Here is a 9,248-nt window from a genome sequence, read left to right on the forward strand (position 1 = left end):
GTGGATGTTGGGGAACAACCCTATCTAGCTGAACACTTTAAGCTAGTAGCAACCCCAGCACTGATTAAGATTAATCCGAAACCCAAACAAACCCTTGCAGGTAGTAATCTAGTTGCCCAGCTGAAGAACTGGTGGCCCCGCTGGCAACGCTCTCTAGAAGAAAACCAAACCCAACTTACCCAAGGATTCCCTTTACAACCAACTGTTAGCTCATCTAACTCCTCGGCTGAGACATCACCAGAGACAGCTGGTTCCCTGGCTTGTGCCTTGGAACTGATTCGACTGTCCGACGAAGTATTTCGCCTCAAGAAAGATAGAGAAGAATTGCTTGAGCAGCTGCAATTTAAAGACCAAGTCATATCCATGTTAGCTCACGACTTGCGCAGTCCTTTGACAGCAGCATCCATTGCCTTGGAAACCCTACAGCTAGAGCAACCAGTAGCCCAGAATGGCAGAAAATCTGGGCTGACGCCACAGCTAAAGGCACGGCTGTTTGAGCAAGCTCGTAATCAATTGCGCACTATCAACCGGATGGTGGTGGATCTGCTGCAAGCTAGGAAGGGAAGTAATGCTGAATTCAACATCCGACCTCATAAGCTGAATTTTGGCAGACTTTGCCAAGACGTTCTAGTTCAGATGCATGAACAGTTTCAGCTCAAAGCTCAGGTTCTGCAAACCGACATCCCACAAGACTTGCCTCCTGTCTACGGCGATGAAGAATTGGTGCGTCAGGTGCTAATTAACCTGCTGGATAATGCGATTAAGTATACTCCCAAAGGGGGGAAAATTGCTGTGTCTAGCATCCACCGTACTACCCAGAAAGTTCAAGTTAGCGTTTGCGACAATGGTCCTGGTATACCACAAGAAAATCGCGATCGCATTTTTGAAAACCACTTCCGCCTTAAGCGAGACGAAGCTATAGAAGGCTATGGGTTGGGCTTAGCCCTATGTCAAAAGATTATCCGTGCCCACTATGGTCGCATTTGGGTTGATTCACCTATCAAGGGTGGCAGCTGTTTTCACTTCACCTTACCGATTTATCGATAGGAAATGGGGTTTAAGGTTTAAGGTTTAAGGTTTAAGGTTTAAGGTTGTTTTCTTGAACTGATCAGGTAATCGCTGTTCAGTCTTGAGAGCGCAAAGCCGCAATAATCTGAGTATTGGCTTTGGGGAAGGGAAACTGATCTACTTCATCTAAGGTTACCCAGCGAATCTCATCACATTCAATAGGTTGCGGAACACCACTGAGATGGCGACAGTGGTGTACACTTAGCACAACACGAAAGTGGCTGTAGGCGTGATTAATTGTGATCAGGTGTTCACCAACCTCAATCTCAATGCCCAATTCTTCCTGAATTTCCCGTTTAATACATTCCGGAACAGTTTCACCAAGCTCAATTTTGCCACCAGGAAACTCCCAAAGACCACCCAATAAGCCTTTTGCAGGTCGGCGGTCGATTAGAATTTGTCCCTGGTCGTTCCAAATCACAGCGACACCGATATTTTTTGTGGGTAGGGGAGAAGATGGTTCACGCATAGGTATTTCAGATTGAATACCATGATTGTAAGCCTGACAGTAAGTTTTCCAGGGACAATCAGGGCAATTGGGAGTTTTCCGAGTACAGATAGTTGCTCCCAAATCCATTATTCCGTAGGTTTTACTCTCGAGGATGTTGATGATCCAGTAAGGCTTCTGATAGCTTCCATAATTGTTGAGTGGCTTTGGCAGGTGGTATCGACAATGCTACCAATCGTGCTATTACTCGTTTAACATTACCATCGAGAATAGGCACTGGCTGATTGAAGGCAGCGCTGAGAATACCACCTGCTGTTGTTCTACCAATCCCTGATAATGCTAAGACCTGGCTCAGCTCTTGGGGAAAAACGCCACCATGACACTGCATAATTGTTTTAGCGCAGGCGTGCAAGTTGCGAGCACGGGAGTAATATCCCAGACCCTCCCAAGCTTTGAGGACTTGCTGTAAATCAGCAGATGCCAGATGTTCGAGGGTGGGAAATTGCTCCATCCAGCGGTGATAGTAGGGAATGACCGTTTTGACCTGGGTCTGCTCTAGCAGAATTTCAGACACCCAGATGCTATAGGGTTCCCAACTTCGTCGCCAAGGTAAATCTCGACCAGCTCTGGTATACCAGTCCAAGAGTGATCTTCTTTGTTCCGATACTTTTTAGCTACCAAAGTCTATCAAGATAAACTTTAGCCCGCCAATGCAAGCTGATTCGAACGCCAGGGGGTATCTCCCAAAGCACAAAGAAATATTCCTCGTGCGCCATTAAATTTCTAGAACCAGATCCAATGTCACTACAAAACCCTTGGTTTTCGGGAAATATTAATTAAGACAAGGTCGTGGCACTAATATAATAGTTAAAGTATAGCAAATTACTTGAGGCAATGGCCAACCTTTGTGATACTTTTGCCTACTGTCCACTAACCTCAATAATAGAAACCGACAGACTCAGGTGATGATCTGCCGATATTCGATTGGGCATTTTCTATCAAAAATCTATAGATTCAGCCCTATGGGGCCAAGGTTTGACTAATCTTCCTCCACAGATTGAGATTCAGCTATTTGCAAAGACTTGTCAAAAACCATACGTTGTTCAGCGTTCCTAAGGAAATAGCCGCTAACCATGGCTGAAGCCAAAAGGCGACCTAGATTCTCACGGCTAGTACTGATAGTTACGCCAAAGTCTTGGGAAGGCAAGTTTCCCAACATTCCCATAATATTGTTTTCCATCACCTGATAGACTTCCGAAGACGTTGGTCTAGACAGCTGGGTAATGGTTTCTGGACTCATTGATTGAACATACTGCCAGAGTAAATTATTGTCAGAATCTTTATCAAAGAATTCAGGAACATGATTGGGATTGGATGCGTTATTCACCGTTTTACCTCCTAGCGATGGCTAATTCCGGTTTTTCTACTAGAGTCGGCAGCCAATGATGATGTTTATCTGTTTAGCTCTACTGCTTCGTATTTGTAATTACTTTAACAGGCAAGTGACCATGGCAAAGTAGGTGGAACCGAACCATCTAGGATCTGATTTTCTCACCTATTGGTCATTAGTCATTGGTGATTGTAGCTAATGACTAATGACTAATGACTAATGACTAAACCGACTCAGAAAAAATTAACTAGCTGGGATATATTCCCGCATATCCCCTTGACGCTTACGAAGTTTAGCGATCGCTTCTCGTTCGATTTGTCGCACTCGTTCACGGCTGATGTTGAGGTGTTGACCAATTTTGGCTAATGTCATTGGTTCGTCCTCTGCCAAGCCATAACGGAGTCTCAACACCTGCCTCTGCTGCGGTGTCAAATCATCCATGAATTTCTCTAAGTCTAGCTGCATTAACGATTGAGTCACAAAGTCTTCTGGTCCAGGACCGGTGTCTTCGAGCAACTCAACTAATTCTGTATCTTTGTTATCCCCCACTCGCAACTCCAAAGAGAGGGGTTGACGTGCTTGCTCGAAGTACTCGCGCAATTGTGATGGTGTTAGGTTCAACTCAATTGCCAATTCTGAGATAGTAGCTGTTCGTCCCAGCTTTTGGGAAAGTTGGCGCTGGGCTTTTTTGATTTTGTTTAACTTCTCGGTAATATGGATAGGAAGGCGAATCGTGCGCCCTTTTTCTGCGATCGCACGAGTAATTGCCTGCCTTATCCACCAGTAGGCGTAGGTAGAAAAACGATAGCCTTTGGTAGGGTCAAATTTTTCTACACCCCGCTGCAAGCCGATGGTTCCCTCTTGAATCAAGTCCAGCAACTCGAGATTACGCTTAATGTATTTCTTTGCCACTGCCACCACCAATCGCAAATTGGCTTCCACCATCTTGCGTTTAGCGGATTCACCAACAGCTATGCTAGACTTTAACTGAGAATCCGTTAGGCAAGATGCTGTTGCCCACTCAGAAAACGTAGGTTCACGACCCAGCTGTTGGACAAGGGACTCTTTGACTTCCTTTAAGGTTGTTAACTGTTTAACCTTTTTCCCGTAAGAAATTTCCTGCTCATGGGTCAGTAATGGTACACGACCGATTTCCTTTAAATAGGTACGAACTAAATCTGTAGAGTCCTGAGCGGTTTTCATTGAATTCGATGGCGTTATCAGTGAGATTTAAATTAAGAAAATTAAAGCAGACCATGCTGGTTTTCCAAACCAGATGATAAGCTTTGTGGGATTCCAGTTAAATTATTTTAATAAATTTTACATAACTTAACTAAATTCCCGAAGAAGGTGTAAGGTAAGATGACCCAAACAGTTTGGATTGCCAGACACGGAAACCGCCTTGACTTTGTTAACCCCGAATGGTTCAACAAGGCAGAGCGACCCTATGATCCACCCCTTTCAGTAGATGGGGAACTGCAAGCAGCGCAACTGGGTCAACGCCTTGTAGGAAAAGGAATTAGGCATATATTCGCCTCACCGTTTTTACGAACTGTCCAAACGGCTAACCAAGTCGCAGAAATTCTGGATTTACCTATTAAGCTAGAGTTGGGTTTAAGTGAATGGCTCAATCCTGAGTGGATGGCAACTGAACCAGAAAGACTGCCTAATGAAGTATTGCACAAGCAGTTTCAGCGAATTGACACCAGTTATACTTCCTGTGTAATCCCTGAATATCCAGAAACAAGTGTTGCTTTACTCAAACGAACAGGTGAAACGGCACAACGTATCACCGCTCAATTTTCAGAAGATTTACTACTGGTTGGTCACGGACCATCAGTAGTTGGAACCACTCAGGGACTAGTGGGTGCCACACAAAACATTAAAGCATCCTTGTGCTGTTTAGTTAAACTAGTGCGCCAAGAAAAACAGTGGGTGATGGAACTGAATGGAGATACCTCTCACCTGAGTCAGACAGAAGATGTCCTCCGGTTTAATTGAAGGGTATAAGCTTCGATAACATACAAAGTTGTTTTTGTCAATAGTCTACAGCCATAGTCTCCTTTGACTCATCATCTCACACTTCCCTTCGCCCAAGGGGCGACAGTGGCGCGAACGGGTAAGACCTAGGGCTAATCTGGCTGAGGGACGCGCTTTGACCCATAACCAATCACCAAAGACCAATGATACACTAACTGTTCGTGAATTTACAGGTGTCAAAATAGACAAACTAGCTAAGACACCGTAGTTTCCACGAGGGCTAGAAATTAAGACTGTGCAACAATTTAGGCATCTAGTGGTGGTATAACATCTTACCATCACCTAAGGTTGGGCGGCGAGTGTTGCCCCTATGTTCTTGGTATGGGCATGAATCGACGCCTTGCAATGGTCAGTGGTCAATGGTCAGTTGCATGCATGTAATTAGCACTTAGCCCATAGCTAAAAGCTAGTAGCTGCAAAACAACTGACACAAATTAACTAGCATGGACAACTGACCTCAAATCCCCCGAATTGATTGGTGGGGATGGGCTGAAAATTATGGTACAGCGTAGAATTGATGGCGGTTGCCTCTATGTCCAGTCTAGGCTAGACAGTTCCGCTCTTAGCTAATTTTATTGGTTATGTTACCTGAGCATAGACCCATGGAATCGAGCACTGGACATCAAAGAGTGGACTATCACCTCTTGAAAGTCCAAGCGGAAATGATTAACCAGATTGCCCAGGTTACAAGGGGGACGTTAGTCCTCAATGAATTGCTACCCACCATAGCTAATCAATTAGATCAAATCTTGCAAGTGAGTGGCTGTTTAATGTTTCCCACTCACGACCCTCCAGCTATGGCAACTCATCAAGTTAGCTTTCCCATTACCCAATCAGTGGAGAGTACAGGCGAGCCATGTCTGATCGAGGTATTTCGCCACCTCTTTCAGAGTTATCACTCCTGGCTAGCTCAGGGCAAACCGTTGATTATTCCTGAATCGGAGGGAAAACTCCCACCAGAACTGAAGGAATTAACCTATCCATGTGACCTCCGTGCCATCATGATGGTGCCACTGCTGCATGGGCAGTCTTGTCTAGGTAGTATGACCTTGTATCAGTGCGTACACGAACGAGAATGGACAGTCCAAGAAATTGCCTTTATCCGAGGGATCGCCGATCATTTTGCCATTGCCCTAACCCACCAAGAACTTGAGCAACTCTATCAAAAACAAAGCCAAGAACTTAAACAAAAAGAGTCTGCACTAAAAGTAAGCGAGGCTAGAAACCGAGCCCTCTTAGAAGCGATACCAGATGTAATCTTTCGTGTCAATCGGGATGGCTTTTACTTGGATTGGAAAGCGGCCATTGAAAACCCTGTGCTGTTTCTCAACAATAACTGTATTGGGAAACATTTACATAACTGTTTACCCACTGAGGTAGCAGGATTAATTTGGGAGCATGTGGAAATAGCCCTAGAAAGTGATGAGATGCAAGTTATTGAGTCCCCAGTCAGACAAGATGGTAAACTCCGCTACTTTGAGGCTCGTATTGTTAAAAGTGGGTTAGATGAAGTTGCTGTTATTGTCCAGGATATCACTGAGCGTATTGAAGCACGACTCACCCTAGCACAAGTCAATGATGCTTTGGAAGTCAGAGTTCAACAACGTACCGCTGCTCTGAGGAAAGCGAACCAAGCACTCAAGGGGGAGATTATTGAGCGCCAGAAGGCAGAAGAGCAGTTGCGGCAGAGTGAAGAGCGGTTTCGTAATGTCGTAGAAATTAGTAGCAATTGGATGTGGGAGATGGATGAAAATGCTGTCTATACCTACGCTAGTCCCAAAATCTGGGACTTACTCGGTTATGAACCATCAGAAGTAGTTGGCAAAACTCCCTTTGACTTAATGTTAAAGGAAGAGGCAAAACGTGTGATGGAAATTTTAGCTTCCTTTACCGTTTTAAAACAGCCCTTTAGCAACTTGGAAAATACCAGAATTAATAAAAATCGTCAGTTAGTGGTTCTGGAAACCAGTGGTGTACCAATTTTTGATCGTCTTGGCAAGTTTTGTGGTTATCGAGGAGTTGATAGAGATATCACTAAACGGAAACAAACGGAAGTATAAATCATAAAGGCACTGGCTAAAGAGAAACAACTTGGGGAGCTAAAATCCAGGTTTATAACCATGAAATCTTACGAACGAATTTGGTACCCCTATAATAACGATTTATTCATCAGGTAATTTACTGGAACATTACGGAACAAAATGATCAAAATCTAAAAATAACCATCACCTACCTCGCATTAAAAACATGGTTCAATATATAACCATAATTTTGAATGATATCTTGCTGATTGGCAAGGTATAAGCCGGTAAAATATAGTTACAGCTAAAGCCGATAGACTTGGAAAGTTTTTGCACCGATTTAATTTATAAAATCCAGCTTAATTAACGAAATGAGCACACAATAAAATTTACTTATAGCTTAGAAAAGTTTAAAAAAAAATTAGGTAGTAATCATGGAAAAAATAATGCGGCTAGTTCGTTATCATCCGCCCGACCGTATATGGATGAAAAATTGCTTAGGCAAATTTTGGAGAATTTGCTGAGTAATGCACTGAAGTATTCTCCCAAAGGTAGCATAGCACAGTACAGTTGAGCTTAAACTCACTTGCTCTGCCAATCAGGCTATCTTTAAAATCAGCGATCAAGGTATTGGTATTCCTGAAGAAGACCAAGGACTACTCTTTGAGACCTTCCATCGAGGTACGAATGTGGGGACAATTACCGGCACTGGCTTAGGACTGGCAATTGTCAAAAAGTGTCTCGATATCTACCAAGGTCAAATTGATCTAGAAAGTGAGGTCACTGTCGGTACAACGTTTACTGTAACCCTGCCAATATATTACTTGCTATCAAATTAATGATGAGAAAAATATTAGTGATTGAAGATGAAGAATTTGTCCGGGAAAACATTATAGAACTCCTCGACGCCGAAGGATTTGATGTCATTGGAGCAGAAAATGGTCGTGTTGGTGTTAATTTAGCTAAAGGAACTATCCCAGATTTAATTATCTGTGATGTCATGATGCCGGAAATGGACGGTTACAGTGTCTTAACATCCCTGCGTCAAGACTCAATGATGGCAACAGTTCCTTTTATTTTTTTGACAGCAAAGGCTGCTAAAAATGATTTTCGTCAGGGTATGGAACTAGGGGCAGACGACTATATTACCAAACCCTTTACCAGAGCAGAACTCCTCGGGTCAATTTCCAGTAGACTCAAAAAAAAAGCTGCTGTTCATAAGCATTACAATACTGAACTTCAGGAAGCTAAAAATAAACTCAATTACTTAATCCGCCATGACAGCTTGACAAACCTACCTAATCGGCTGTCGTTGCGAGAACGGTTTAAGCAAGTAAAACAACACATCGACGATAATCACAAACTGCTTACCTTTCTGTGTTTGGGTTTAGATCGGTTTAATCAAGTTAACAATAATCTCGGTCATTTTTGGGGTGATTACTTACTCAAATTTGTGGCTCAAAGCCTAACTTATTGTGTGGATAATCAGGGTACAGTTGCTCGTTTAAATGGCGATCAATTTGCCGTTATTATAGCCACAGCTCAACACAAACAAGATGTCATCAATGTTGTCCAAAGCATTCTTGAGAGCCTCTCTCAAACCATCGTTCTGGATGATCAAGAAGTTTTTATCACCGCCAGTATTGGTATTACCATTTATCCCCGTGATGGTGAAGACGTTGAACAATTACTCAATCATGCCAACCAGGCGATGCTTCAGGCAAAGCGTCACGGTGGTGATCAATATCAGTTTTACACCAGTTCCTTGAATGTCAATTCTTCAAATTATCTTACCTTGCAGAGTAGCTTACGCTATGCTTTGGAACGGGAAGAATTCCAGGTTTACTATCAACCCCAAATCAGTCTCGAGACAGGAAAAATTGTTGGTGCTGAAGCTCTATTACGTTGGCATCATCCAGAACTTGGTTTGATTCCCCCAGCAAAATTTATTCCAATCGCGGAAGAAACGGGTCTGATTATATCCATTGGAGAATGGGTATTACAGCAGGCTTGTCAGCAAGCTAAAGTCTGGCAAAATGATGGATTCACCTCTTTTCGGATAGCAGTAAATTTATCAGGTCGTCAATTTAATAAACCAGATTTTTACCATAATTTGATCAAGATTTTGCAGTCAACTGAGTTAACCGCTCGAACTCTAGAACTAGAACTAACTGAAAGTATACTAGTAAAAAACACTGAAACTGCTATTCGTCAGTTAAATGAATTAAAAAACCTAGGATTAGCAATTGCAATTGATGATTTTGGAACCGGATATTCTGCA

Annotated in this window: 9 protein-coding genes; 5 read left to right on the forward strand and 4 right to left on the reverse strand. The window is 43.0% G+C overall.

Going from position 1 to position 9,248, the window contains the following annotated elements; genetic code table 11:
• The coding region (locus F6K51_RS33980; protein ID WP_293029525.1) for a histidine kinase at nucleotides 1-1,047 on the forward strand (1,047 nt) is incomplete at its 5' end.
• A gap of 76 nt (nucleotides 1,048-1,123) precedes the next feature.
• Here the strand turns inward: F6K51_RS33980 and mutT are convergent.
• The 4 genes from mutT to F6K51_RS34000 all read right to left on the reverse strand — a co-directional run bounded on the left by mutT (nucleotide 1,124) and on the right by F6K51_RS34000 (nucleotide 4,109).
• Nucleotides 1,124-1,537, reverse strand: coding sequence for an 8-oxo-dGTP diphosphatase MutT (gene mutT, locus F6K51_RS33985; protein ID WP_202970699.1), 414 nt, complete (start codon nucleotides 1,535-1,537; stop codon nucleotides 1,124-1,126).
• 121 nt (nucleotides 1,538-1,658) lie between these two features.
• On the reverse strand, nucleotides 1,659-2,159 hold the full coding sequence (locus F6K51_RS33990; RefSeq protein ID WP_293029534.1) for an A/G-specific adenine glycosylase: 501 nt from the start codon (nucleotides 2,157-2,159) through the stop codon (nucleotides 1,659-1,661).
• Nucleotides 2,160-2,555: 396 nt separating this feature from the next.
• A complete protein-coding gene (locus F6K51_RS33995; protein ID WP_293029537.1) occupies nucleotides 2,556-2,903 on the reverse strand; it encodes a DUF760 domain-containing protein in 348 nt (115 codons plus the stop codon).
• A 246-nt stretch (nucleotides 2,904-3,149) separates the two neighbouring features.
• Nucleotides 3,150-4,109, reverse strand: coding sequence for an RNA polymerase sigma factor, RpoD/SigA family (locus tag F6K51_RS34000; RefSeq protein WP_293029540.1), 960 nt, complete (start codon nucleotides 4,107-4,109; stop codon nucleotides 3,150-3,152).
• A 159-nt stretch (nucleotides 4,110-4,268) separates the two neighbouring features.
• Between F6K51_RS34000 and F6K51_RS34005 the strand changes: the two genes are divergently transcribed.
• The 4 genes from F6K51_RS34005 to F6K51_RS34020 all read left to right on the forward strand — a co-directional run.
• Nucleotides 4,269-4,907 (forward strand): histidine phosphatase family protein, encoded by a 639-nt coding sequence (locus tag F6K51_RS34005; protein ID WP_293029543.1) that lies wholly within the window; start codon nucleotides 4,269-4,271, stop codon nucleotides 4,905-4,907.
• 641 nt (nucleotides 4,908-5,548) lie between these two features.
• A complete protein-coding gene (locus F6K51_RS34010; RefSeq protein WP_293029546.1) occupies nucleotides 5,549-7,006 on the forward strand; it encodes a PAS domain S-box protein in 1,458 nt (485 codons plus the stop codon).
• Nucleotides 7,007-7,581: 575 nt separating this feature from the next.
• Nucleotides 7,582-7,806, forward strand: a complete 225-nt coding sequence (locus F6K51_RS34015) for a sensor histidine kinase (RefSeq protein ID WP_364302468.1) — start codon at nucleotides 7,582-7,584, stop codon at nucleotides 7,804-7,806.
• A partial coding sequence (locus F6K51_RS34020; RefSeq protein ID WP_293029549.1) for a GGDEF domain-containing response regulator occupies nucleotides 7,806-9,248 on the forward strand: 1,443 nt, incomplete at its 3' end. The genes F6K51_RS34015 and F6K51_RS34020, both read left to right, overlap by 1 nt.

The sequence above is a fragment of the Moorena sp. SIO3I8 genome (assembly GCF_010692325.1).
Classification (GTDB): Bacteria; Cyanobacteriota; Cyanobacteriia; order Cyanobacteriales; family Coleofasciculaceae; genus Moorena.